Source organism: Anaerocolumna sp. AGMB13025 (assembly GCF_029689925.1).
In the GTDB taxonomy this organism is placed as follows: Bacteria; Bacillota; Clostridia; order Lachnospirales; family Lachnospiraceae; genus Anaerocolumna.
The window spans coordinates 3,313,719-3,340,559 of record NZ_CP121445.1 but is presented as its reverse complement, the minus strand read 5'-3'; the positions used below and the strand labels follow the sequence as shown (position 1 = coordinate 3,340,559).

Genomic DNA, 26,841 nt, shown 5'->3' with positions numbered 1-26,841 from the left:
TCAATCTTGTTTTTCATCCAAACCGAATTCCACACGCTTTTTTTCTATCTCTAAATCAATGGTTGCAGCATAATCAAGAAGAGTTTCTCTGGGATCTTCATTCCTGTTTAATACTTTCCTTATGGCATTGGTTATATGTCTTTGCGTATAATAACCTCCTGCAACCTCTCTTAATCCAACAGTCCAGTCCCATTGTTCTTTTAACACTTTAAGCTGCTCTTTACTCCAGGAAAGCTGTTCAAAAGCATTCATATTTGCCGTGGCATAACGGGCAGACGCACCCATGACACTTTCCATCTCCTGTCCAAAGCGTACCTGGGTCTGGGTACTAACCCACCATTTCATGAAATCCCAGGAATTATTTCTGGTAGTATCATCCTTAGCTTTTAACATCAGGGTACAAAGACCAGAAGTGTGACAGGAACGGTCTATCGTTCCATCTTTTTTTCGGGTACCAGGTATAACGGTAAAATCCCACAATCCACGAATCTCAGGGGCAAAAACTACTAAGGTATTAAAAGTACTGTAATCAGCAATGCCAAGGGGCATCTGACCCGAGCGGAAGAGATTGGGAAAATCATAAATTGTCGGTAATTTATACTGTGTAAACAACTTAGTCATGGACTCAAAGGCCTTGGAACCATATTCCGAATCGATGACGGTCCGTTTTCCAGCCTCATCATAAACCGTACCTCCATTTTGATAGAGCATGGCGAACAAACTGGATAAATCCGGATTTGATACATTGTTCAGGGTACGTTCCGTTGAGGGAATGGCAACCGACATGTTATTCTGTTGGATTATAGGCAGTATGGCTATAAGATCCTCCCAGGTATCTGGCACCTCAATTTTAAGTTCCTCTAAAATATCCTTTCTATAAAACATAACATTAAAGTTCTGGGTCTCCGGCAGTGCGTAAATTCCTCCCTCAAACTGATAAGGTGTATAAGCACTTGCTTTAAAATTCTTTAACACCTCCTTACAATCTGGAAATTGAGTAAGATCTTCCACTGCATTACGGAGGGCATAATTTACCGGCTCTCCCTGCCCTGCTGAGATAACAACATCCGGACCTTTTCCGGCAATAATCGCGTTAAGCAGGGTGCCAGCTTCGACAAGCTTTACATTGACCTTTATACCTGTGGAAGGTGTATAGGTATCATCAATCATGGATTTTAAAATGGTACTCTGATCACGTCCCGATAAAATCCATACCTGAATAGCTTCATCCCTGTCGTAAACATCGCCCACAGCATTATAGTCCGTAGTAAAGGAGGCTGCAAAAGACTTAATTTCATGCAAGGCACTCTTTATTAAGGTATCCTTAACAATATCCGGGTCTTCGTTCACACCTGTGACAGTCAGGTAATCGATATCCAGAGGAGCTTCGGAAAGATTTAGGATACTGGTTCCTATGGCACTGATATTATCCTTGAAATTTGTAAATCTACCGGGTATCTTGGAAGGGTTTTTAACAAAGGTTTCTAACTGGCCGGCCAGGGTTTGTATGGCGGCAATCTGATTTGTCTTCTCACCGGAATAAGCTACGATTTCATCAATTATTTTATAAAGACGTTTCCTTTCCAAATCCATCGATTCGATAATCTCCGGATACACCTTTTCTATCTTATAGTCTCTGTACTTATCCGGTGTGGTACCGGTAAGTACCAGGATTTTTCTATAAATACTGTTAAGCCGGTAAACACTGTCTTGCATCTCATTTAAAATATTGCCCATATCCCCAAGTGTAACCTCCATTCTCAAGGTGTGTTCCCCTCGTGTCAGATAGAATTTATATGGTATATCTTCTTCATTGGAAAACCTGTTTGAGATCCATTCATTGCTGTAGCGGAATGGAATCTGTTCCATTTCCTTAAAAGGGACTACTCCATCAATATAAATGGTACGGTTGGATACAAAGCCCCGGTTATAATTCTGTCTGGCTTTTACACTCAGATTGTAATAACCGTCCTCCGGTATACTAAAGTTCCATTCAATCCATTGTCCGGATATTCTCCAGGCATTTCCTCCAATCATATTTAACCGGATTTTCGATACACTGTAAGGCACTGTTGTGGGTGAAGAACGGTCATATAAGGGATAAAGGGAGGGTGAAGAACGCAGGGTCGATTCTTCTCCTTGTATCACCTGTTTATAATGTAAGGCTGTATCGGATAGTGTAGCCTGCGGTATATCTTTTAAGTATTCTTCATAGGACTTATCCTGGGTTACAGCCCGAAGGGTTATGGATTTTATAACCATTGGTTCATTAACAGATTCTAGCCCAATAGTATTGGGTCCTTTTTCAAAATAAAAAGTATAAGGTTTTGTAAAATACCCCAGATTATCTTTAAAATATTCGCCCGTCCAGGCTGGTTCATCAATCTGGCTGGGTTTGATATCATTCCCCTGGTTATCGGTTTTAATAACCTCTGAATTTTTCCACAACCGGGTAAAACTTATGGTGTCGGCACCCAGAAATGGTATTTTGCCATTAATATAAAATTTTCTTTCGATATCTACTCCTCTTGATTTCACAGGGAAATACCGTATGTAAACCTGATACATACCGGCAGCCGGGACATTAACCTGCCACTGAGCAAAGGAGTCTTCATAGGTATAGAGGACCTCTTCTTCTCCTTCATATTCTTCTAAAAGCTTTATATCATTGCTTCCAGTGTATTTTGCTATATCCACCTCGATATTTTCGGTAGGAAATAAGGAGTCCTTATGGGCTTCTAAATATTTGGTATAGGTATTCTCCCGTCCGATTCCCCCAACTTCTTTGTCCAAATCTGCAGTCCCGGCATATTTTTCATTAAAACTATCTGTCTGATTTCTGGGAATACTACATAGGATTACAGTAAAAATACAAATCAATAGTATTCCTGATACCATTTTAAATTTCCTGCTCATAATTACCTCTCCTGTTTTTGAATAAGGGAAGACCAAAGGTTTCTTAAGAAACCAGGTTCTTGTATAAATGACATTGTGCCTATTCAACATTATATCTATTAAACTTTGTAACTTTTGAATATTGTATTTCTATTGAAATGTTGTAACTAATAAGCTTTGTATCTATTGAAAAATGAATAATAGGATTTTAGAAGCTTTCTACTAATTTATAACATACCTTAAAACGACAATCTTCTTTCTGATTGCTCAAAACCATGCCAATTAATGCTATCTCTACTTCCCCACCGCATTTTTTACTGTAATTTGTTGAATGCAGCTGGAATTATACATGTTTCGATACTCGGTAGGAGTACATTTCTTTATCTCTCTGAAATTCCGGTTAAAAGCAGACAGACTGTTAAAACCGCTTCTCATAGCAATCTGAACGATAGAGAGATTCGGGTCAGTCAGTAACCTTTCCGCATACATAATACGTCTTTTCACAAGATACTCATAATATGTGACTCCGGAAAATTTGCAAAAGAGACGAAAAAAATGATATTTGCTGAAGCCTGCCATGGTAGCTACCTCATCAATCGTCAGGTTCTCTGTACAATGTTCGTTTATGTACTGGCATATGTGCAAAAATTTGTCTATGTATTGATGTTGTTTATTTTTAACAACACTCTTATCTAATTTGTCCAAATTCAAACAATTTCTGCCGGCAATAACAAAGAAGTTCTTCAAGAGAGCTTCAATGGATATCATGTAAAAAGGAGGACGGTTTATATATTCATCTGCTACTTGCTTTAACATACTTACTAAGTGCTGGTGATACTCAGCCTTGTCAGTCTGACGGCTAAGTATACAAGGATAAAATCCTCCGCTAATAGAATCAATTCCCACCAATCCGTTTAGTAAAGAATTATCGCATTGTACGATAAGCCGTTTACCCGATGGAGGAGCAAATAATTCATGCATTTCTCCGGATGGAATCATTATAATATCGCCGGGATTAAGAATATATTGCTCCTTGTCTACTACGACTGTGTACATACCTTCTAAGGGCATAATAAGTTCTACATCCATGTGCCAATGTATGGGATAGTCCTCATATTCCCTGTTGATGTAAAGCCGAACTGGCATATTGTCCGGATGATATACAGTTTCCCTGGTACCTGTTAATTTTTCTATCATAAATGCCTCCTCATATAACTATAGATGAATAGATTAAGAAGTACCTGATAAAAAGGGATGGTTATTATGCTTAAAACTATAGCTTATATCGCAACTTTTTGGACGATACCTTCCCAATTAATTCAATAGTATCTTCTTTTTTGCTCCTCAATCTTGTGAATTTTCCCCATTGATTACCATATGTTTACCATTATTTTTCTGCAATTATTTAATTACTAAATGTTTCGATAAAATGCCGTATCCTCCTTAATATATTATATTTTTGTACAATTTCAATAATAAAAAGCTGTTTTTTACAGCTCTTTCTATTTATTTATAACACATAAACCTATAATTAAGCTCCCTGTTGATTGCTAAAAAGCATGCCATTTATTGCTATTTTAAACTTAATAAATTTTATTCAGCAGGATAGTTTAATACGGGAACAAAGATGTTGTGATGATTTGCAGAAGCAGCATAAAGTTAATATGGATTCTCTCCATATTACAAGAAATTAGATTTTGAAATGCAAAATATTAAGCTATGAGACAGCCTGTTTATAAATATAAACCCCGGATAAAATTTAATCTTTGAATTATATATCTTTGAATAGATGTCAGTTTTTAATAAGATAAGACTTATATTTTAATGAATAAGGTAATGAGAATTAAGGTATGAAGAATAATATATTTTTAAAAAAGTATGAAGAATAAATAAATAATAAGGTACTAAAATAAGGATTAATATTAAAAATAAGGTATTAAAAATAAGATACTAAAATTAAGGTACTAAAATTAAGGTACTAAAATTAAGGTATTAAAAGTAAGGTATTAAAAGTAAGGTATTAAAATTAAGATATTAAGAAATATGGAATATAGAAATAAGAAGGTATCAAGAGATAAGGTATTAAAAATTAAGGTTTAAGAAATAAGATAAGACATAAGATAGTAAGACATAAAACAGTAAGACATAGGTCTTTGCAAATTTTAAACCGTTACAAACATTATCTTAATGAATTCATTTACAGGAAATATTGGAGTTTACAATCAGTACAATCCTGCGGTCTCAGGCAGTGTCTGGACCTACAGAATTGTTCTGATAAAGATTATACTGGTATAACCGCTGGTTATTATTGATATTTAATATGTGAATTTTACTACAAATGTCCGTACATTAAACTATAGAACTTTATACTATCCAAATATATCCTCTAATTCCTCTTTTGTCAAGGTATTAATAAAAACTTCCTGGGATTGTATGACTGAGTCGGAAAGATTTCTTTTCTTTTGCTGTAGTTTATATATTTTTTCTTCAATCGTTCCTTTTGTAATTAACTTAATGACATGTACGGAGTTAATCTGTCCAATACGATATGCCCGGTCGGTAGCCTGCTCTTCTACTGCCGGATTCCACCAGGGATCATAATGGATGACCGTATCAGCTCCTACCAGATTAAGACCGGTACCGCCCGCTTTTAAGGATATAAGAAATACCTCCCCTTCCCCTTGATTAAAGCGTTTGACATAATCGTTTCTGTCATGGACCTTTGTTGAACCTTCCAAATAAAAACTGGAAACATTCTGGTCCTTTAACTCTTTTTCTATAATAGCAAGCATGGAAGTAAACTGTGAAAATACTAAAATCCTGTGACCATTCGCGATGGCATCCGATATTATCTCTAACAGGAGTTCCAGTTTTCCACTGCCTCCGGTATAATTATCGATGAAAGTACCCGGGTGACAGCAGATTTGGCGAAGTCTGGTCAAAACAGCAAGAATTTTAAGTTTGCTCTTTTCTAATCCGTTTTCTTTTATTTCGTTATCAAGTTCATTCTTGGCATTTTCCACATAGGATAGATAAACCTTCTTCTGTTCTTCTTCCATATCCGTAAGCATTTTAGTTTCAACTTTATCCGGTAATTCCTGCAGTACATCTTTTTTCATACGCCTTAAAATAAAGGGTAAAATACGCCTGTTTAAATCCTCTAAAACGCCCTCCTCCAATCTCATAATTGGTTTTTCATACTGGTTTACGAACTTACTGTGGCTGAATAGGTAATCCGGCATAATAAAATCAAAGATAGACCATAATTCGGATAAAGAGTTTTCAATCGGTGTACCCGTCAGTGCAAAACGATGTTCTGCCTCTAATAGTTTCACGGATTTTGCATTAAGGGAATCAGCATTCTTTATATACTGGGCTTCATCGATAAAAACCGTGTGAAACTGTAATTTTTGATAAAGATTAATGTCCCTGCGCATTAAGGGATATGAAGTTATCAGGATATCCACCTGATTATCAGCTTCTATTAATTCCTGACGCTCCTTGGGATTGCCGGTTACTACTGAGGAGGTTAAAAAGGGAGCAAAATTTTCAAGCTCATCCTGCCAGTTGTAAATCAAGGAAGAGGGACAGACAATTAAAAACCTGGCAGCTGCCAGCATTTCCTTTATTGCGGCAATATAAACGATTGTCTGCAAGGTTTTACCAAGACCCATGTCATCCGCTAAAATACCGCCAAGGTTATTATCTGATAAAGTTCGAAGCCATTTATAGCCGGACACCTGATATCCCCGCAGTTCTGCCTGAATCCCCTCCGGCAGATTATACTCCGTTTCGCCAGGATTTAAAATCTTTTCAACAAGTTCTTTAAAATCCTCGTTCTTTTCTACTTCGAGGTGTTTTTCATTAAAAACATTATTCAAATACAAGGCGGTATTTTTGGATAATCCAATGGTATCCGCATTTAATTCTTTGCCGGATATGCCAAGATAGCTTAAGATATCCCATACTTCTTTGATATTATCAGCTTCAAGATCGATAAAACTGCCGTTTTTCAAACGGTAATATTTCTTCTTCATTCGATAGGATTTAAATAAATCTTTTAATTCCTCTCTTGGTACATCTTCATAGTTTAAATCCATTTCCAGCAAATTAACACCGTTACTTACCCGCAAACCGGCCTTGAAACTGCCAGGTGACTTGATATTTATTTTTTTAAAAGCTTCGGAATAATATAATTCACAGGTTTGTGATAACTCGTGGATTCCACCTGTCAGGAATTCATATATATCATCTTCATTACGCATGACAAAGCTATGCTGTTTAGGACTGAACCCATGTTTTTCCAGATAATCAATATAATAATCTTCTTTCTGGGGCTGTCTGACAATTATAAAATTATCGGAGGACGGGTTTTCAAATGCATTAAATTCGTGTTCTCCATATCGGTAACGGAGTTCGGCATGTATATAGCTTTTCACTTTGTCCAGATAGACTAAAGCCTTTAATTCCGATGTTATAAAACGGTCCTGAAGCTCTTTTGGTACTGTCAGTTCCATGGTTTCACTAATTTTAGGCAATACAACTTCTAAAAACTTACTTTTATTGATACCCTTAAAGATCAAGGGTTCTTTCCGACCGCCTAAATTATTATAAAAAGGCAGGTAATTTCCTAAAAATCGTTTGGTAGGCTTATAGATACAGCCGTTCAGATAGAGTAATTCTCCGGAATCAGTAATAGGAATCACACTGTATTTACCATGATAATCCATAACGATGCCATCATCAATTAAGGATAAATCATATTCAATTTTAGGATTATCTGCTTTATAAATTACATCCTCATATTCTTTACCATATAATTCCAGATCAAAAGTACCCTCTTCTAGAATATCCAATAGCCGTAATAACATATTTTTGGTCAGAACAATATTGGCTTTGGAAAACAGCTTGGAATAAAACAATTTATCAATGGCTTCCTGAATCTCATAGATCTGAAGAATATAATCCAGGATTTTCTTAGATTGCCTGTCAAATTTACTTTCCCCATGGATATATTTAAATTCTTTGCCTAGTAATATGTTTTCTTTATTATAAAAGTCTGTTAAAAACTTTTTGATTGATTGGATTTTATAGTAATGATGATTTCCCACTCTCAGAGCAATTACCGCAGAACCGGTCTCTGCTCGTAAGATTGCCGGTATCGATATACTTACTTTTATATGATATGTTTCGCCCTGGGTTAAGGTATCTTCCTGATTGCCAAAGTATCCCAGGATCTGGTATACGGTTTTTTCTGCCGGATTATCTGGTTCCTCCATAAGAGATCGTTCAACATAATTCAATACAAAGAAAAGTGCAGTAATAACATGCTTACAAGCACCTTCTTCTTTTAAATGTTCAGAGCAATTACATTTATGATCAAAAGAACCATCTTCAAAGACCTGAATTGTAACCATATATTCAAAATTATCCTTAACTGTAATACGATATTGCTGTTTTGCATTGGACCAGGTTGCATTAACCACATGATTCTGTTTATAATCCTGCAGTCCTCTTGAATATACTGTATCACTTGCAGCCAAATTTCTTATTCCCATTCTGGATAATCGTATCATTTCGCAGACTCCTTTTACTTGTCCATTCTTTGCATCCTAATATTATACCACATTTTCAGAATAATTGTTATGCTTATTCTGAATTTTTACAAAGAAATTCAAAGTATAAAGGTATTTTCCTATTTAGACAGCAGCATTTAAGGTCGTTTCTTTTCGGAACATAACCCGAAGACCAGAAACCAAGCAGGTAATTATCCCCAATAACGGTATAATAATTTCAATATAAGTTCCTTTTCCAGTCAATATGATATAGATACCCCAGATAAAAAAGGGTAATGCCAGGCAGGCAAAAAGAGTACCACCGATAAGTTTTCGAAATTTACTTTTTCTGATGGATTTTAATATTCCTTTCATAAAATATCCCCCTAAATTGTTTCCTATATATAAGACGATTGAAACTTAAAAAAAGTTTCATAATTGGTAAGATTTTTTTAAGAAATTTTATAAAAATTTAAAAAAGGTATTAATTGATAGAACATATGTCCGGCATTTAACTGAATTCGATATCGTTTCGCTTCCATTTGATAATTCAAAAGTACGTTTAACAGGTATTTTATATTGTACATCTTAATATATTTTCTTAAGTTTTTTATAAAGTTTTTTCTAAAGTTTTTTTCTAAAGCATAATAAAAACATTTCATTAAATTATTTTATAAAATAAGGAATCAAAAGAGAAGTTTTTGACTTTAGAGGTTGAGAGAAACTTTGATATCGGAAGTCTCATACGAAATGCCGATACAGATCTTTTGTTTAAGTCTGTACCGGCATTATTAAAATTCTTCAAAAAAATTATCTTTAATCCAGAAGTACCTCCAACTCATCCATCGGCATGGGTTTATAAAAGAAATATCCCTGAACCATATCGCAATGATTTTCTTTCAAAAACCTGGCCTGATCCATAGTTTCAACACCTTCTGAAATTACTTTAAGTCCCAAGCCCTTTGCCAGATTTATTATATTGGTAATTACAATTTTATCCTTATCATCCATAATGTTATACATAAAAAATTCTTTATCCAGCTTTAGGATATCGATTGGCAGGGTCTTTAAAAGATTCAAGGAGGAAAAACCGGAGCCAAAATCGTCAATGGAAATTAAAAAACCCTTTTCACGAAGACTGTTAATGAAACGCTTTAACCGATCCAGTCCCTTTAGAAAGATACTTTCGGTAATTTCTATTTCAATTAGTTCGGTAGGAAGCTGATATTTATCGATTAGAAACTCAAGTTTTTGGATAAATAGTTCATCATCAATATGAAGCCTGGATACGTTAACAGAAACAACAATTTTATGCTTCCCCATATCAAGCCACCGTCTTAGCATTTTAAAAGCCTCTTCATATACATAAAAATCAAGTTCCACAATAAATCCGTTTTTCTCAAAAACAGGAATGAACTCGGCAGGATTCATAAGCTCTCCGCTTTCGGTCTTCCATCTGACTAATGCTTCTGCACCAATAATTCTTAAGGTACGCAGTTCAATCTTTGGCTGCATATACACAATGAATTCATGATTCCTAAGTGCTTCATGCATATGGTTTTCAATCATCTTTTCTTTGGTAACGGCTTTATGTAAATTATCATCATAGACGGAATAGGTACTCTTATGAAAACCCTTTAACCTTTTTCGGGCTGTATTAGCCTTATCTATTGCCACACTAAGTATGTTATCTTCGCAGGTCATAAAATAGATACCACTGATGATAATCGGATTAACTTTGGGATAATGTAACTTATATTCCTGATGGATGGAATGATAAATTACTTTAATCCGCTCCATTATCTCGGTTTTACTCTTATATATAAGCAGAATAACGAAAATATCTCCGCTAATCCGGCAGAATAATTCATCCTGTGATAAGTAGTTTGATAAACTGTCTGCATAGAATTTCAGGATCTCATTACCGGTGGAATAACCCCATTCATCATTAATATATTTAAATTTGTCAAAGTCGGAATATATAATTGCATATTGCAGATCTTTTGAACTTGCTATTAATTTCATAGCTTCTGCTTCAAACTTTGGGAGGGTTAATAAGCCAGTGAGATTATCTTTTGACTTAACCCGTTCTATGAATCCGGTTACGTCAGAAGAGCAAATCAGATTCATCTTTTGCCCGCCTGGTAAATCAACAGTGGAAGCAGTAGTACTTAACCAGGCTCCTAATTTTTGATTATATGCCTCGACAGAATACCGGGTATCTGAATTATTCAGACCGTTTAACGGACAGGTATCACAAGGTGTATCTCGTCCAAAAATCGCATGGTAGCATAATTCTCCAAGTTTGACTTGAGGAAACATTTTCTCTGTATATTCACTGACATAAAGCAACTCATAAGTACCCGCCTTAATAGCATAATTACTAAGTTTTTGGTTATTTAACATAGCCTGGGTGAAAAATATTTCCTTATTCAGTTCTTCCTTGCTTCTTAGTTGTAATATATAATTACTGATTATCCTGGTAACAAACATTAAGGTATCTAATACCGATTTTTCCCAGGCGCGGCTCTTACTACAATCCTCATAATTAACGGTTCCGATAAACTGTCCTGCATCATAGATTGCACATTGCACCAAAGCCTTAATGCCTGCCTGATTGTAAAAATGAAGCAACCCCGGTTTAGCATCTAATTTTGATATATCTTCAAAGTAGAAAATTTTACTATCTGTAAAAAGTTGATTATATTGCTCTCTTAAGTCGACAGAAGGTATAATTTCTATCACCGGAGAAGTTCCGGTATTAAGCCACTCAAAACTGATTCTGGGTTTTTGGTTGGAGGTTTCATCTTCAAAAATTGTGATCCTTGACAAATCATAAAACTTCCCAATCTCTGTAAATATCTTATGAATGGAAATTTCAACCTCGTTATCTTCACTTAGGATATCAAAAGTATAATTTAACAGTCGCTTTTCTGCCCCAAAAATATCTTCATAGTTGATATATTTCTTCTTTTTTTTATTACCCTTTTGCTCTATTTCACCTTTATAAACTGCTGTATTCAGTTCAGAATCGTATATAATAAATTTATCCTTACCGCTGTTTTTGGCTTCATAGAGTGCAATATCTGCTTTTTGAAATAATTCTTCATAAGTAAATCCGTCTTTTGGAAATACAGAGATCCCTATACTGACAGTTAACTTGCCATTATCTTTTAATCCGGGCATATTTCCCCTGACCATATCACATATAGATTCAGCCGTATGAATGACCTGCTCCTGACGGATTCCACTCTTTTGAATAACCACAAATCCGTCACCGTCAATTCTTCCGACAATAGCTTTTGCATCAAACAGTTCGGATAAATGACCCGCAAATGTTTCAAGTACTATATCACCATAAATATGTCCGTGAACCTCATTGATTTTTTTTAGATTGTCAATATCAATTAAAAAAAAGGAGTAATTATCAATAAGCTCTGATTCTAAGCTCAATTTAAGGCAATTATCTAACTTTTCAATTACTGTTGCTTTGTTGTATAATTGGGTTTGACTATCCTTTTCCCTATTAATTACCGGATTTCGTATCCCGGAGTCACTATTTCTTTCTTTTAACTCATTCAGAAGCTTACCGTTGTCTTTTTCTTTATACGTCATAACCAAGTAATAGTCTCCTTTTATTTGCTTATTGTTATTGATATAGACATATTATTTTTATTTAAAGATAGAAAGATAAATTTTCCCAAATATTAGAGTTAATTCTATGTAATTTTTGTACAAATTACTATTTTCTCTATTATATTACAATTATTATAATATATCAATCATCAAAAGCGGAAATGCCCATTTTTACACTATCTTCTACATAACAGATACTGCCCTTATGCTGTTTTCCCTTTTTCTTAAGTCTGGCCAGTTCTTCCGTTAATTCATTTGAGGAATAGTACGCTCTATTTTTATTAGAAACTACGGATATGGTCAGAGAAGCCAGCGGATATTCTTCAACTATTCCGTGACGATTGGTGGATATAATATAACCTCTCTTTCGGTCTTCCTCCGTATACATCAACAGTGCTTCTTTCTCAAAATCTTTAATGATATAAGAAGGCAATACTTCCCAGTTATAATTATCGGATATCATAATGAAATCATCACCGCCCACGTGACCTACAAAAATACTGTCATCTTTATAGTTCAATATAATATTTGACAGGATTTTTATTACTTTATCTCCGTTTTCAATTCCGTAAACATCGTTGTATGCTTTGAAATTATCAATATCTATGTAAAAAATACTGTATTCACTCTTAAACGTGATACATTGGGTAATTTCCTGTTCGATAATTAAATTACCGGGAAGTCCGCTTAAAGGATTTAGATTCTTAGCATTGGCAACATCAATTTCCGTGGTTTTTTGCAGCAAATCTTTAACTGTTACAGTTCCGTAATATCTGCCTTCTTTTGTAACAACAATCATATCATAGATTTTGCTGTTTTCCCTCTCCATAGCAAGGTAAGATACCGTATTGATTGGTGTATGATAATCGACTTCTAAGTATTCCTTATCCATTATATCGGCTATTTCTTTTCTTTGGTAAAGACTAAACCCATATCTTCCGCTTACTTTTAATATCAGATTTTCTCTTGTTATGATTCCCAGTACCCGGTCATTTTTTATAATACACATCCCATATACATCGGCATTAGACTTAAAATCGTCAAATACATGTTCTACCTTTGTAGAAGGGGCAATAGTTTTAGTATTTTTTGTAATATTTTCGATATATAAACTGGATAGTTTTACACCCAGATTATTATTCTTCTTTTGGTTCATATCAACTATGTAACGGATAAGTTCCGTATCGATATCCCTCATAACTTCATCCGGCTTTTGGATATAATAGCCTTGACCATACTGTACACCCAGATTGATCAAGGCTTTGAGTTCATCTTTAGTCTCAATTCCTTCTGCAATTAGATTAATATTGGTAACTTTTGAAAATTCAATCAGAGATTTTACAAGTACATATTTAAAGCTGTCCTTATCAATACCCCGAATCAGCTTCATATCCAATTTCAGGTAGTGGGGATGAATATCACTGATGAGATTTAATCCAGAATAACCTGCACCTGCATCATCAATGGCAATTTTAAAATGCTGCTTTTTATAATGATCCACCACCCCCTGAAAACTATCCATATCATGGATGGCCTCCCGTTCGGTTATTTCAAATATAATGTTCTCTGGTATAATATTGTATTTATTTATATAATCTATCGTAAATCCGTCCCGGAATTTTTTGTCATGCATTACTCTGGGGTTTACATTAACAAATAATTTTTTATCATAGGGCGGTTTCATCTGAATAAATGCTGCTTCCAGGGATTTTACCCGGCAAAGCAATTCAAGATCCCATAAACGGTTGCATTCCCCCGCCAGGTGAAAAAGTTCCTCTGTATTGCTGATAATTGATTTGCAGGTAATTCTGCTTAAAGCCTCATGACCCAAAATCTGTCCGTCCCTTAAGGATATAATAGGTTGAAAAACGGATTTAATCTGATTTTTCTCAATAATGTAATCTAATTCATTCTTAATAATATCTGATCTAGAATCTGACATTATAATTCCTCCATCTTATGTTAAGCAGTTATCTTCCTAAAACATAAAGAGTAAGTCGTTTAAGGCTTTTATCTTTTTTATCATTATATAAAATTTGTGTAAATTACAGAATATACTACTGTTAAAAGCACGTAAATTGTTAAGAAGCCTTAAAGTATAAGGACTTTGTGGAACAGTAGTTTTTCTAAAAATACCAAATATTAGAGGAAGAAATTACTTTCCATTTATTATTTTAAGAACAATCAAATTACATATCATTTTAATTATCTTCTGGATATGTTACTACTTTTATTTTAGATAATACAAAAGACTGCATCCGATTCAAGCCGGCAGCAGTCTTTTGAATCTATATAGATGGTCTTATATAGCTCCATATGTACAAAACATTGGTTGAAGCTAATTTATCGAAACATTTTTAATACCTTTGCGTTATATCTTTACATTGAATTTACTTAAAGTGGAGCCAGGTATTAATAATTTTTTCAATACAGAATTTAAAATCAATCTTTTCTACAGCCATTTTTGTTTTTATAGGAATTTCTTTGATGAAATCTTTACCGACGTAATACTTGGCGCTGCCTACAACAGAATCAGCTTTTACCGGAGCGGCTATTGCCTTTGGAACCTTATATACTATATTTACTTTCTCATTTTTACCCATTAATATCGGAATATCCCCTTCATAATAAAGGTCCACTAAAGGGCTCTTGCCATCCTCCACATAAACAGGTGCGAACACTTTATCCTTATCAAAAATCTGTCGTAATTCAAAATTATCCTTGCCATAATTCATAAGTTCCAACGTGTCGGACCATTTATACGTTTTATGGGGGGGCCAGCCACAGGCTAATACCGCAGATACAAAAGTACGGTTATCCTTTTTCGCGGCTCCTACAAAACAATAACCGGCTTTCCCGGTAAAACCGGTTTTTACGCCAATGGCACCGTCATACATATACAAAAATCGATCTTTATTACTGACTGCAAAAGCTCTGCCGGTTTTTAATTCCTTAAACTGCCAGAGGGCAGTATTGGTTATATCAATAAAGTCTTTATTTTTAATTGCATAACTTGCTATTTTAGCTAATTCTACAGCTGTAGTATAATGATCCGGGGCATCCAATCCGTTGGGAGTCACAAAGTTAGTATGCTCACATCCCAGCTCTTTTGCCTTTTTATTCATCATTTCGGCAAACCCTTTTACAGATCCCCCTACATGTTCTGCAATGGCCACCGCCACATCATTATGGGATTCCAACATTAAGGAATACAACAGATCTTTTAATATGTATTGCTCCCCTTCCCGGATGTTAAGCTGTACATCAGGCATAGTAGAAGCGTATTTGGAGACGGTCACCACCTCGTCCGGTTTTGCATTTTCCAGGGCTACGATACAGGTCATGATTTTTGTAGTACTTGCCATGGGCATTTCCTTGTAGCCGTCTTTTTCATATAAAACACGACCGCTGTCGGCATCAATAAGGGCCGCCGATTGGGCGAACAGTTTTAAGTTTTTGCCGGTTTCTGATTCAGGGGAGTCTTGAATCGATTGCTCTTGTTTTTTTAATTCCTGATCCGCTTTGGCGCCAGAAGTATTGTCCGCCTTTGATTGATACACGTCTCCAGGGTTTAATTTATCTGCAATTCCATTAAAATAAAAGGTTGACGTGAAATAAAGAATAAGGAAAGAAACAGCAATACCTAGAATTTTCTTTTTCAACTCTTATCATCCTACATTTTTACTTACTATAAAGTTTATTGAAATTCAAAAATAATATGCTTATATTTATTCAATGTTTGAACAAAACTACAGCGATTATTTATTTTCTTTATCCGGTACTTTAGATAGCGATATGGTTAGAAACTAATAGATTATCATGCTTGATTTTCAGATAAAAAATCCGTGCCCTGACGGATCTCAAGCTCCCAGGGCACCTGCTTTTAGATTTCATGAGGCAATTCTCATTTTATTTTATAATAGTATTGAGTTCTCCGCAGAAGTTTGTCTGAAGAATTTTAAGAATATCCCCATAGGAATCGGTGATGCTAAGAATCCAGATAAGTTTCGTATAAACGGCTTCCGTTGTCATATCATAGGCGGATAGCATTCCAATCTTATTCGCTTTTATGCCAACTTCATAGGTATCTAAATTAACTCCGTCATAGACGCACTGGGTTGCCATTATAATAGGTATCCCCTGCTTAATCAACGCTTCTAGTTTTTCCATCAGTTTAGAATCTGCTACCGGCATACCGCCAAGACCGTAACCTTCTATTATTACTCCTTGATATCGTTCTGCCTGGATAAAATCTATAATTCCCGCATCGATGCCAGGTACCATTTTAAGTACAAAGATTTTTGGGATATTTCCTGCCCTTCTCTGTGTGTCTGGGAGATATTCACTCATGGATTCATTCTCTTTTATTTTTTTATAATCTGAAGTCATAAATACTTTCTTATCCTTTATGACTCCCACATAGGGATAATTACAGCTGATATAAGCATCTATATTAAGAGAACTTCGTTTATAGGCTCTGGTTCCATTGATTATTTTATCATGGAATACAACAAAAACACCGGACAACCTGTCATCACCGGCAGTTATTACCGCATCGATTAAATTACTCACACCGTCACTGCCCTCATACACAATCGGCAGCTGGGAACCGGTTAATACAATGGATTTATCGATTCCGTGGAATAGATAAGATAACATGGCAGCACTGTAAGACATGGTATCCGTACCATGTAATATGACTATGCCGTCATACTTATTGATATGTCTGCGGATGGAATCTTCAACGATATACCAGTCACTGGGGATGATATTACTGCTGTCCTTATTAAAAATAGGTTCAATCGTAACCTCATAGTCACCTGCAAGGCTTAATATATTTTCGTATAAAATAGTAATAATACTATCATTATCAGGTTTTAAACCATCTAAAGTCTGCAGGCTGACAATCGTCCCTCCTGTTGTAAGAACTAATATGCGTTTCAAAATGCTTCCTCCACTTTTATGTATTCATAGAAAATAATACGTTTTCCCTATTATATGACATGGCACATGAATTTGCAACGTAAAATGACGCTTGCATGCATATTAAAAACAGGATAAATATTCGTCTCTAAGTTCTCCCAAAACACTGATCCATATTTATCCTGTTACAATTTATATTAATATTTGATTAAAGGAAGGTTTTTCTGTGTCTAAATAATCTGACATATATTACGGCTGACAGAGCTGCCAGTACCATAATCACTCCTGCAGTTATCACTTTTGCAGAGGGAACCCGGTGCTGTATGCTGTTACCGGCTTTCACTATTCTTACAGATTTTCCGTGAATATCGGCTTCTCCATTATGTTCCTTACAGGTTCTATAAAAGGTGCCGGTAATTTCAACGGTATCCCCCTTCCACTTATAACTTCCGTAATATTTTATTTTATCTGCTTCACTTTTATTTAACCACACTCCGATAGCATTGGTGCCATCATTGACATTAACCCATGTATAATCCCCTCTGTCCATTCTGTCTCCAATAGCTTCTCCCCGGATAGTTACTTGACTTTCGTTAAGCTCTTTTGCTTTTTCTATAAGCTCATTTATACTTATATTATCCTCCGCATAAACTTTTATGGAACACAGGAACGCAAGAACTATGACAATAATTAACGATTTACAGTAGTTAAGCATATTTTTTTAATACCTCCTATTGCATATCCTATTAAAGCAAATACCGAAAGGAATTCAAGCCGTCCTAAATACATCGCTACGATATAATATAGCTTCAGAATCAAAGGCATGGAGGGTGTGGTAACACCTATGGACAGACCTACATTTCCCGAGACAGAGGCTGATTCAAATGCAGCACTAGACAGTGGATACCCCAGATAAGCACCTAATAATGTTCCAACTGTAAACATTACCATATAACAGCAGATAATAATTGCAGAGGAACGAACTACACCATCTTCCAGTATGTAATCTTTAATGTGATGATATTTAAACACTTTTAAACTTCTTTCAGAGGATAATAGTTTTCTCACATCCATAATTAATCCCTTGAACACAATGCCTACCCTTAACCCTTTAAAACCACCTGCTGTAGAACAGGCAGAACCGCCGATCATCATAACAATTACCATTATGAGTACGCCAAAGTCACCCCATTCCAAAGCAAACTGTCTGGCATAAACAGAACCAAATCCAGTAGTCGTATGGGCTGACAATACGTTAAATACAACTCTTCTGTAACCGGACATAATATCCGGATAAACATGTAATTTAGCCAAACCCGCAAGAGCAAAGATACAGGCTAAAAATGAAGTAACAAAAAAGCTTTGGGTTTCTATATTCTTTACGATTTCTTTTCGTTTCCCCTGCCACAACGCATAATGCAGACCGAAATTAAAGGAACCCAGAATAAAAATTACCATGGCAACGGTTTCATAAGCACCGCTATGATAATACATGATATTTTGTGTCATTGGCGCAAAACCCCCAGTACTCCAGGAAGATTCAAAAATATACAAAGCATGTAAAAATGCAGAAACCGGTTTTAAGCCAATTATAAGACCAACGATCCATAAGGCAAGTGTTCCGATGGCAAGATATACCATGCTGATTTTCCAAATTTGTCTTGCTGTACCTTTCACATTAGGAACAAGTTCAATGTCCTTTCCTTCTCCTACATACATTTTATAAGCTCCTCCGGTTTCCTTAACCAGAAATGTAAGTGTAAGAACAACCATTCCCTGCCCCCCGAGGAAGGTTAAAATATGCCGCCACATATTTAAGGCATTGGATAAATGGTCCAAATCCTGGGTAAGCACCAATCCAGTGGTAGTAAATCCACTCATAACGTCAAAGCAGGCATCCGTAAAGGATAGAATATGTCCGCTTAAGTAATAAGGAACCGCACATAATATGGTAAGAAGAATCCAGGAAAGAGCTGCCACTGTAAAACCATGTTTCCATTGTACATTGGATTTATTTTCTTTTGACTGCATACCGATCATTATTAAAATCAAGCCCACGAGGATTGCCAATGCCATACTGATTGCAAAATCAAAAAACGGGTCCCATTCCTGGAATAGCAAAGCGGTTATAAGCGGAATAATCATGACAGCAGAGATACAAAGTACGATGTAACCTGTATAATAACAGATTATTTCAAGGCTATAAACCTTATTTTTCAACCGGTTCATCTGGTTACCTCATAATTACAGCGGCAACAGCGAGCGTTAAAAGTACATATCCCGTTACTGCAATCACTTCAGTAATTATTCCTTTTATCTCATTTTTCTTGATTTCCATAGTCTCATTCCCCCGCCGTATAATTCATTTATTAAAACTGACAATACTGATTTATTAGTAATTATCAAAACTTTATCGCTGTCAAACAACTCAGTATCTCCTCTTGGATAAATAACCTTATCTCCTCTTAAAACAGATACAAATACACATTCTTCCGGCAGTACCAGATCCTTGATCATTTTATCACGCCATAAACAATTATCTCTGATTATAATTTCGGTAAGTACCATAGAGCCCCGTTCAAAGGTATTTAAAATCCTGTAATCTTCTTTATCCAGTTCATATTCAATCAGATTAGCAATAACTTCCGTACTGCATACCGTATTGTCGATTCCAAGTGTTTTAAACATACTTATATTCTTTGGATTATTAACCCGGGCAATGGTTTTTTTTGTTTGGAAACTTATTTTTGCTATCTGGCAAATGACCAGATTTTCTTCATCAAGCCCTGTTACCGCTGCTACAATTTCTGCTTCTTCGATTCCGGCATCCTTTAATACCTCTATATCAGTTCCATCCCCCCAGATAACTCCGGAACTAATGTCTTCCGCAATTTTTAAGCAGGTCTCTTTGTCCCGCTCAATTAAGATAACATCATGACTCCTCTCTATTAATGTTTTAAATAGATTATAGCCTATTTTTCCACCTCCGACGATTATTGACCTCATAGTATAATCTCCCTGCTGAATGAATTAATCAGCTTTTCTTTATCTTTTTTGTGTATAGCACATATCATACGATCCCCGCTGTGAATTACCTCATCCTTCTTAGGAATACCGCTGATACCGAACTTGGTAAGTACCGAAATTACACAGAAATATCTTATTTCAATTTCCTCAACCGTCATTCCCTTTTCTTTATTTATTAAAACATCAATGATTTCATAGTTACTGTCTATGGTTGAAACTACATTCAGATTCTCTATAAAAAGTTTGCTTTTTAATACTTCTATTTCGGAACGTATCGGATTAATTGTCTTTATATTTAATTTGTCATATATATAGTTTTTACCTGGATTATTTATTCGTGCGATAATCTTTTTCACACTGTAAATTTTATCAGCTATTAAAGAGACAGTAATATTAATATTATCGTCATTTGTTACGGCTAACAGGGTATCTGTCTGCTCAATTCCTGCTTCCAACAGCTTATCCTTGTCATATTCGATTCCTTTAATCCGCTGTCCGTTAAACCCGCTCCCAAGCTCACTTAATCTATCACTGTTCCTGTCAATAATACTGACATCATGTCCTTCATCAGCCAATTCCCTTGCAAGATTGCTGCCCAGTCTTCCGCAGCCGATAATAATTATATACATATTTGTTTTACCCTTTCATTCATATGCTTAAACCTATGCTAACAGAAAGACTATAAATATGGTATTAATATAAATCCATAGGTATAAATATTGTATAAATATTGCAGGATTCAGCCGTAAAGTATTTACCAGAAACCCTTAACGTGGTATAAATGGTAGTAGAAGAAATAACCTTAATCCCCAAACCTTGAAAGGATATAACATGTACCGATCCCGTTCTGATAAAGCGAATAATAAATCCGTAATAAAGCAAATAGTAATCACAATTATACTTAATCTGTCTACTACTCTTTTATCTTTGTTAATCCGGCATATTGGTTTTACAGAGGTTAATATCGTAGTTATTTATATACTATCCGTTCTAATCACTTCTCAGTATACGAATGGCTATGCATATGGAGTAGCTGCATCTGTTGCATCCATGCTGTTCTTTAATTTCTTTTTTACTGAGCCGCTTTATAGTTTTAAGGTCTATGATAACGCTTATTTATTTACATTTATGATAATGCTTTTATCAGCCATCTTTACCAGTACTCTAACCAGTAAACTGATTAAGTCAAAGGAATTGTCCAGAGAGCAGGAAACTCAGGCCAAAATCTTGTACCGTATCACCAGTTCACTTGCCAAAACAAGTGATGTAACGGAAGTCGCTGCTGTTTCAGCCCAGTGTCTGTCTAATATGTATGAATGTGATGTGAATTGCATTTTTATCAATATTAAAGAAAATGAAGCCAAACTATTAATTGTTGAAAAAGATGTTCGCGGATACGATACAAAAGAAATCCTGTTTAAAGATATAAAAGATTTTTTATTAAAGTATTATTCTCTTCCAATTAAAGTCCGCAATAAAGTTATATGTTTTATATGTCTGCCAAAAGACCTGGAACAAACCGATAATAAAAGCCGTTTCCTTTTGGATTCTATTCTTATGCAGATTACAATAGCTATGGAACGGGAATTTATAAAACGGGAAGAAGAAACTGCTAAGTCGGAAACGGAACGGGAACGCTTTAAGAGTAATCTTCTTCGTGCCATATCCCATGATTTAAGAACTCCCCTGACCAGAATAACAGGTTCCTCGGAAATGCTGCTCCATAATTTAGTGGAGGATGATAACAAAAAGTTTGTGTTGGATATTTATGAAGATTCCATCTGGCTTACCCGTTTAGTTGAAAATATTTTAAGTCTGACAAAAATTCAGGAAGGAAGGCTTTCTGTTAACCTGCAATTTGAAGCTGCAGAAGAAATCGTTGCAGAAGCCATCGAACGCGCTGCCAAATATTCACCGGAGCATAAAATTTCAACAGCCCTGCCCGAAGAGGTAATCTTTATTCCTATGGACGGAAAATTAATTGTACAAGTGCTGATTAACTTAATCAGCAATGCAATCGAGCATACCACTCCTTCCAATGAGATTATTGTAACCGTAAAGCCTGAACATAAAAAAATCTGGTTCGAAGTATCCGATAACGGAACCGGAATCAAAGAAGAAGATCTAAATAAAATATTTGATATGTATTTTGTTTCAAACAATACAAGAACCGACGGGAAACAGGGAATGGGATTAGGACTTGCCATCTGTAAGGCCATTATTAATTTTCACGGCGGTGAAATATATGCTCTTAATAATACGTTAGGCGGTGCAACATTCCGCTTTTATTTAAATCAGCAGGGGGGATTGAAATGAGTCAATTATTTTTAATTGTCGAAGATGATAAACAGATACGGAATTTTATAAACTTTTCTCTGAAATCCCAGGATTATAGTTGCCTCGAAGCATCGACCGGAAAATCTGCCATGAATATAATTGCTACGGAAAAACTGTCAGCCATCATACTGGACTTAGGATTACCGGATATGGACGGCATTGATATTATTAAGCAGGTACGTGGTTTTTCCGAAATTCCGATTATAGTTGTATCAGCCCGTGACCAGGACAATGAAAAAGTCGAAGCCCTGGACGCAGGGGCAGACGATTACCTTACTAAACCCTTCAGCATTAAGGAACTGCTTGCCAGGATAAGGGTAATCTTCCGTCATAATGCTGTTAAAACAGCTGAAAAGCCTATGATTTTTAAAGTTTCTGATTTAGAAATTGATTTAGAAAAGCACAAAGTGACCCTAGAAGGCAGGGATATTCATTTTACCCCAATGGAATACAATGTCCTGACCCTTTTAGTCAAAAATGCAGGCAAGGTACTGACCCATAAATATATCTTAAAGGAAATCTGGGGTACCTATCTGGACAGCGATATGCAGACGTTAAGGGTATTTATGGCTAATATCCGGAGAAAACTCGAGAAAAATCCGGCAAAACCCCGTTATATTTTTACTGAAGTGGGTATTGGCTACCGTTTTGCTGATGAATAAATGAGTATTTCTTTATACAACGTTTATATCAATGTAATGATATTAATACTGTCTTTATGCAGCTCCAACTATAATAATTATAAGGAACTATTATAACTCAGATTATGATAGATAGGAGCTTATTATGAGTATATTCAAAAAACCGAACAAAGAACGTATAATTATTGTAGGGTGCAGCAGTTTTGGTTCTGCACTGTTAGAGATGTTTTCAGAACAAAATAAAAGTATTATTATTATTGATAAAAAGGAATCAGCCTTTTTAAAACTCTCTCCAAACTATAAAGGCTTTTGTATGGAAGGTGATGCAACGGACATTGACATGCTCGACCTTGCCGGTGCTAATGAAGCGGATATGCTGGTTGCCGCAACGAATGATGATAATTCAAATATAATGATCGCCCAGATTGCCAAACAGATATTTAAAATAAAGAAAGTAATTGCCAGGATTAATGACACTAACAAGCAGTCCTCCTATAGCAATATGGATATTATAACCATAAGTCCAATCATTTTATCTTTAAATGAATTTAAAAAAATTGCATTAGACAAGGAGTAAAGTAAAAAATGAAACTGTTATTAGTAAACGGTAAACAAATATTGAATCCTTTAATAAAGTCCTTGCATTTAAAAGGACATGATATTACGATTATTAATGAAGATGCCCAGATTTGCAGAACGCTGGCAAATACATTTGAAGTGATCAGTGTCCAGGGAGATGGAACCAACTCATCCATTTTAAAAGATGCCAAAGCTAAAAATATGGATATGGTCATTGCACTTAGTGATAATGATGCTACAAATCTTATTGTCTGTGAAATTGTAAAAAATTCCTTCTCCGTAAAAAAAACCTATGCGTTGGTGAATGATTTCAGAAACATAGTACTATTCAATGAATTAGGTGTTGATAAGTGCGTAAGTACCGCACAAATTATAGAAACTATAATAGAACAGGAATCCTTGGTTGAACATATAGACAGTTATATCCCTTTTGAGAATAACAAGGTTTCGGTCTATGAACTGCTATTGGAGGATTCCTCACCGGTATTAAACAAAAAGCTTTGGGAAATCAATTTTCCAAGTGGTAGTATTATCGGATGCATCATCCGAACGGAACAAATCATAGTTCCTCAAGGAAATACAGAATTAAAATCCGGAGATAAACTTATCGTAATTTCATCAGCAGATGCAATAAAGCGAACAAAGCTTATATTATCCGGAAATGAAATGCTGCAAAATCAGTAAACAGTTTGCTTTTATTGAAAAGTGGATTATGGATTATAATTCTTGTTTAATATTAAAGAATTATAATCCAAATTTTTTCCTGGCTACATAATATTTTGGTGTATAAAAACCTATGAATTTTTCATATGCTCTTCAATTCCCATAATAGTTTCCTCGCACCACCGGATGGTAGCTTGCGCTGAACTTATTCCATGTCTTAAGGGAGCCAGAAAATATGGATAATATGGCTGCTCTCTTGCTTTTTCGTTATTTTTATAAGAATCTTCAATCGCCTTATACTCCTTAAGTTCATCCTGCTTTCTTTCCTTAACCTCCGTAAGCAGTTTAATTATTTTATCTGTCTCAATAAAGTTACCATAAAATAATTTTAACAGTAATTCCGATCTGACCGGCTGGTATTCAACGGGCTGAATCATCCAGTTATAAAATTCCTTCCTGCCTTGTTCCGTAATGCCGTATACTTTTCTCCTGTCATCGGCTTCTTTGTTCTCCTGTTCAATCAAGCCTTCTTTCTCTAATTGTGCAAGTACCGGATAGATGTGTCCGAAATTCTCATTCCAGAAATGGGATATACTTTGATCACAGAACTTTTTAATATCGTAACCAGAGCCAGGCATAACACTTAAAACTCCGAGAATCGCATACCTTGTCTTATTTTTTATCATGAAAAACCTCCTATATATCACAGTGATATAATATATTATATTCCTCACTTCTCTTCTGTCAAGCTTGTCTTTGATAATATACGTTGATAATATATTTATTAGTTTTCCGCATATAGTTAGTTTCCTTTGTAATGAGATAGTTTACTTTGTAATAAGCTTAGTTACTTTGAAATAAACTAGTTTCCTTTGTAATAAGTTAGTTTCCTTTGTAATAAACTAGTTTCCTCAGAGATAAGTTAGTTACCTCTGTAATAAGTTAGTTTCAGAAATTAATCTGATTTCTCTTATTATATAAAGTTTTAAATCCAAACTGAAGTGAACAGAATACAGTTAGACAAACGGCAGTACAGATTGCAATCATAATTGCTATTTGGTACATAATCGCTGTTGTGGGTACCGTGCCTGAAAGAATCTGTCCCGTCATCATTCCTGGAAGTGAAACGATCCCCATTCCCAGCATATTGTTTAGAGTAGGTAGCAAAGCAGTTTCAAGGGAATTATTTACAAAAGGCAGTAATACTTTTTTTGGGGTCACCCCAAGGTTTAATAAGGCATCGATTCTATTTCTTTCTTTTTTGATGTTCTCTGTAAATGTTTTTAATCCTAAAGTAATTCCAGTCATGGAATTGCCGATAATCATACCGGCAAGGGGTATGGTATATTGGGGATTAAAAATATTCTCTCCCACTACGGCAATTACGAAAAAGCACAGTACCGATACGCCGGATAAAGTCATGGAAACTGCAACTGCTATCTTAAAAGTTTTGTTAATATCTTTACTTTTTGATAAAACCCTCCGTATAGAATAACCGACCATGATTACAATATAAAGTACTACAAATGCCGGATGAGGGTTACCAAAAATATAGGTCAGTATAAGTCCTGCCAATACCAACTGAACCGTCATCCGTAAACTTGCTAACAGTAAAAGTCTGGTCTGGTTAATTTTTGACTTTTTCATAATAAATAGAACAATCAGCAACAGCAGATAAATCATACTGAACTGTATAATGTTTAGTTGTACGGCTCCTTTCATTGATTCTCCCTCTTTTCTAGTGTAATTACTTTTTCAGCAAAGGAATTCGTTAATTCCTGATCATGACTTACTATTATAGTCGTTATCCTGTTTTCTTTGCAAAATCCAAGCACATTATGTATCACATTGTGACCATTCTGCTGATCTAAAGCAGAAGTCGGTTCATCTAGCATAAGTACTTCAGGCAAAAATGATAAAAAGATTGCAGTATATACTCGTTGCCGCTCCCCTCCTGACATGGTTAAACAATCCTTCTCCAAAGGCAGGTCCAGACAGCAGATTTCTAAAAATTCCTTTATCTTTTGATCCGTAGGAACAGGCATATCCCTGTACTTATAAAACTCAGTAAAATTTCCTTTTATACTGTCATCGAACAGGTATACCAACTGACTTATCAGCAAAATCTCTTTTCTTAATTTTATGGTATCCAAGGTCATTACATCCTGGTCTTTATACCATATACTTCCTTCACTGGGTGGTAAGGTACTATTAAATAGTCTTAATAAGGTGGATTTACCCGTGCCGCTTTTACCAACTATAAAATTAGTATGATTTTCATATATTTTAATATCCTGATACTTAATCAGGTTATGATAGCTTAATGATTTAGTTTCTAAAATTATCTTATCCATATATTCTCCTTCGATTTATTATTAAATAGTATCGATTTCATATTTAATTATAAACAACGCTGCATGATGTTTCAAATACTTTCAATTAAATTCTATTATTGAACAAAATAATTTTAATCTTTTAATACTCTGAAAAACCAGAAACGCCCATATTAAGGAATTCCAAAGAATTACATAACCATTTCATAAGTAATTCTTAAGACTTAATAAGAGTAACTTAAAATACATTAC

At 35.2% G+C, this 26,841-nt stretch carries 19 protein-coding genes; 4 read left to right on the top strand and 15 right to left on the bottom strand.

Annotated elements, in window-relative coordinates; translation table 11 throughout:
* From QA584_RS13595 to QA584_RS13540, 12 genes are all read right to left on the bottom strand, one after another.
* A complete protein-coding gene (locus QA584_RS13595; protein ID WP_278275037.1) occupies window positions 1-2,916 on the bottom strand; it encodes an extracellular solute-binding protein in 2,916 nt (971 codons plus the stop codon).
* A 273-nt stretch (window positions 2,917-3,189) separates the two neighbouring features.
* Window positions 3,190-4,092: an AraC family transcriptional regulator gene (locus QA584_RS13590; RefSeq protein ID WP_278275036.1), complete on the bottom strand. Its 903-nt coding sequence runs from the start codon at window positions 4,090-4,092 to the stop codon at window positions 3,190-3,192.
* 1,172 nt (window positions 4,093-5,264) lie between these two features.
* Entirely contained in the window at window positions 5,265-8,471 is a 3,207-nt protein-coding gene (locus QA584_RS13585; protein WP_278275035.1) for a DEAD/DEAH box helicase, read from the bottom strand.
* A gap of 123 nt (window positions 8,472-8,594) precedes the next feature.
* Window positions 8,595-8,825 (bottom strand): hypothetical protein, encoded by a 231-nt coding sequence (locus QA584_RS13580; RefSeq protein WP_278275034.1) that lies wholly within the window; start codon window positions 8,823-8,825, stop codon window positions 8,595-8,597.
* 441 nt (window positions 8,826-9,266) lie between these two features.
* A complete protein-coding gene (locus QA584_RS13575; RefSeq protein WP_278275172.1) occupies window positions 9,267-12,065 on the bottom strand; it encodes a bifunctional diguanylate cyclase/phosphodiesterase in 2,799 nt (932 codons plus the stop codon).
* Between the two features lie 163 nt (window positions 12,066-12,228).
* Entirely contained in the window at window positions 12,229-14,028 is a 1,800-nt protein-coding gene (locus tag QA584_RS13570; protein ID WP_278275033.1) for a GGDEF domain-containing protein, read from the bottom strand.
* Window positions 14,029-14,476: 448 nt separating this feature from the next.
* The gene (locus QA584_RS13565; RefSeq protein WP_278275032.1) at window positions 14,477-15,748 is read right to left on the bottom strand and encodes a D-alanyl-D-alanine carboxypeptidase family protein; all 1,272 of its coding nucleotides are present in this window, start codon (window positions 15,746-15,748) and stop codon (window positions 14,477-14,479) included.
* Window positions 15,749-15,995: 247 nt separating this feature from the next.
* A complete protein-coding gene (locus QA584_RS13560) occupies window positions 15,996-17,030 on the bottom strand; it encodes an asparaginase (RefSeq protein WP_278275031.1) in 1,035 nt (344 codons plus the stop codon).
* Window positions 17,031-17,217: 187 nt separating this feature from the next.
* Window positions 17,218-17,724 (bottom strand): hypothetical protein, encoded by a 507-nt coding sequence (locus QA584_RS13555; protein WP_278275030.1) that lies wholly within the window; start codon window positions 17,722-17,724, stop codon window positions 17,218-17,220.
* Entirely contained in the window at window positions 17,700-19,238 is a 1,539-nt protein-coding gene (locus tag QA584_RS13550) for a TrkH family potassium uptake protein (RefSeq protein ID WP_278275029.1), read from the bottom strand. Before QA584_RS13550 ends, QA584_RS13555 begins: the two co-directional genes overlap by 25 nt.
* Before the next feature lie 84 nt (window positions 19,239-19,322).
* Window positions 19,323-20,015, bottom strand: a complete 693-nt coding sequence (locus QA584_RS13545; protein ID WP_278275028.1) for a potassium channel family protein — start codon at window positions 20,013-20,015, stop codon at window positions 19,323-19,325.
* The gene (locus QA584_RS13540) at window positions 20,012-20,665 is read right to left on the bottom strand and encodes a potassium channel family protein (protein ID WP_278275027.1); all 654 of its coding nucleotides are present in this window, start codon (window positions 20,663-20,665) and stop codon (window positions 20,012-20,014) included. The genes QA584_RS13545 and QA584_RS13540 overlap by 4 nt, the downstream gene beginning before the upstream one ends.
* Before the next feature lie 202 nt (window positions 20,666-20,867).
* Here QA584_RS13540 and QA584_RS13535 point away from each other — a divergent pair, with 202 nt between their 5' ends.
* From QA584_RS13535 to QA584_RS13520, 4 genes are all read left to right on the top strand, one after another.
* Window positions 20,868-22,352: a DUF4118 domain-containing protein gene (locus tag QA584_RS13535; protein ID WP_278275026.1), complete on the top strand. Its 1,485-nt coding sequence runs from the start codon at window positions 20,868-20,870 to the stop codon at window positions 22,350-22,352.
* A complete protein-coding gene (locus QA584_RS13530; protein ID WP_278275025.1) occupies window positions 22,349-23,035 on the top strand; it encodes a response regulator in 687 nt (228 codons plus the stop codon). Before QA584_RS13535 ends, QA584_RS13530 begins: the two co-directional genes overlap by 4 nt.
* A gap of 124 nt (window positions 23,036-23,159) precedes the next feature.
* The gene (locus QA584_RS13525; protein WP_278275024.1) at window positions 23,160-23,591 is read left to right on the top strand and encodes a potassium channel family protein; all 432 of its coding nucleotides are present in this window, start codon (window positions 23,160-23,162) and stop codon (window positions 23,589-23,591) included.
* An 8-nt stretch (window positions 23,592-23,599) separates the two neighbouring features.
* Entirely contained in the window at window positions 23,600-24,277 is a 678-nt protein-coding gene (locus QA584_RS13520) for a potassium channel family protein (RefSeq protein ID WP_278275023.1), read from the top strand.
* 110 nt (window positions 24,278-24,387) lie between these two features.
* On the opposite strand, the gene QA584_RS13515 is transcribed toward QA584_RS13520, so the two are convergent.
* From QA584_RS13515 to QA584_RS13505, 3 genes are all read right to left on the bottom strand, one after another.
* Entirely contained in the window at window positions 24,388-24,942 is a 555-nt protein-coding gene (locus tag QA584_RS13515; RefSeq protein ID WP_278275022.1) for a PadR family transcriptional regulator, read from the bottom strand.
* A gap of 262 nt (window positions 24,943-25,204) precedes the next feature.
* Window positions 25,205-25,978, bottom strand: coding sequence for an ABC transporter permease (locus QA584_RS13510; RefSeq protein WP_278275021.1), 774 nt, complete (start codon window positions 25,976-25,978; stop codon window positions 25,205-25,207).
* Window positions 25,975-26,610: an ABC transporter ATP-binding protein gene (locus QA584_RS13505; protein ID WP_278275020.1), complete on the bottom strand. Its 636-nt coding sequence runs from the start codon at window positions 26,608-26,610 to the stop codon at window positions 25,975-25,977. Before QA584_RS13505 ends, QA584_RS13510 begins: the two co-directional genes overlap by 4 nt.
* Window positions 26,611-26,841 lie beyond the last annotated feature (231 nt).